Source organism: Bartonella sp. AA74HLJMH (genome assembly GCF_042197045.1).
Classification (GTDB): Bacteria; Pseudomonadota; Alphaproteobacteria; order Rhizobiales; family Rhizobiaceae; genus Bartonella.
In genome coordinates this window covers 1-761 of the sequence record NZ_JBHIRJ010000129.1, presented here as the reverse complement: position 1 = coordinate 761, position 761 = coordinate 1, and the positions used below count along the sequence as shown (strand labels likewise).

The following is a 761-nucleotide window of genomic DNA, read 5'->3' as shown; positions in this document are numbered from 1 at the left end:
ACTTGCGCTTGTGGGTCCACTTGCGTCCAGATCTTCACCGTGGTGGTGCGCCGCATCACTTTCACATCAATCACGCCTTGCCCTGTAAAAAGACCCGTAGCAATGGTTCCACCTTTTCCCCGTGCCACAACATTTTTTGTACCAGCGGTAATATTTTGTGGAATCGTGAAAGTGCCTTCAAGGGTGCCTTTGGTGTTAGCAACAAGCTTTGTTTTTGGTAAAACATTCACACCATCAAAGGTAAGACTTTCCAAGATTTCGCTACTGCCAAAACCTTCAATTTTAAAGTGAAGGGTAATTTGTCTTAAAAAGTCGATTTGTTCTTGGTGTGTGTTGATGAAATTATCGCTTACTTCTGTTCTACGTATGGTACTGCCGCGATGTTTTCCCATAATGATTTGATTGGTGATACCCGAGAGCCAATCGGTGCGCTGTTCATGCCAGAAGTCTGTTGCGGGTTCAAGGGTTACTGTACCAGGAAGGGGTGCAAAATTTTGATAGGGGTTGATTTTTTCGCAAGCAGTTGTCAACTCTTGCGCAATGATCACTTCATTTGTCCAGTCAAGGGTGACAGGCGCTGTAAGATTAGCGGTGTAAAAGGTTGGATCAATGGCGAGCTGTAAAATGCCGTTGCCTACAGCCCCCGTTTGTTGAAAGCCTTCATCTCTGTAACTATCATCAAGAAAGGGATCAGCAAACATGCCCTTTTTGGCAACGGGTTCTTTAGAGTCAACATTGCTTTTAATGCGCTCTAATTGCAT

The 761-nt window shown here is 44.5% G+C and carries 1 protein-coding gene; it reads right to left on the bottom strand.

What is annotated here, in order from left to right; all coding sequences use genetic code 11:
- Positions 1 to 761, bottom strand: a 761-nt coding sequence (locus tag ACFINH_RS10150; RefSeq protein ID WP_375633047.1) for a DUF4815 domain-containing protein, incomplete at both ends; no start/stop codon positions are given.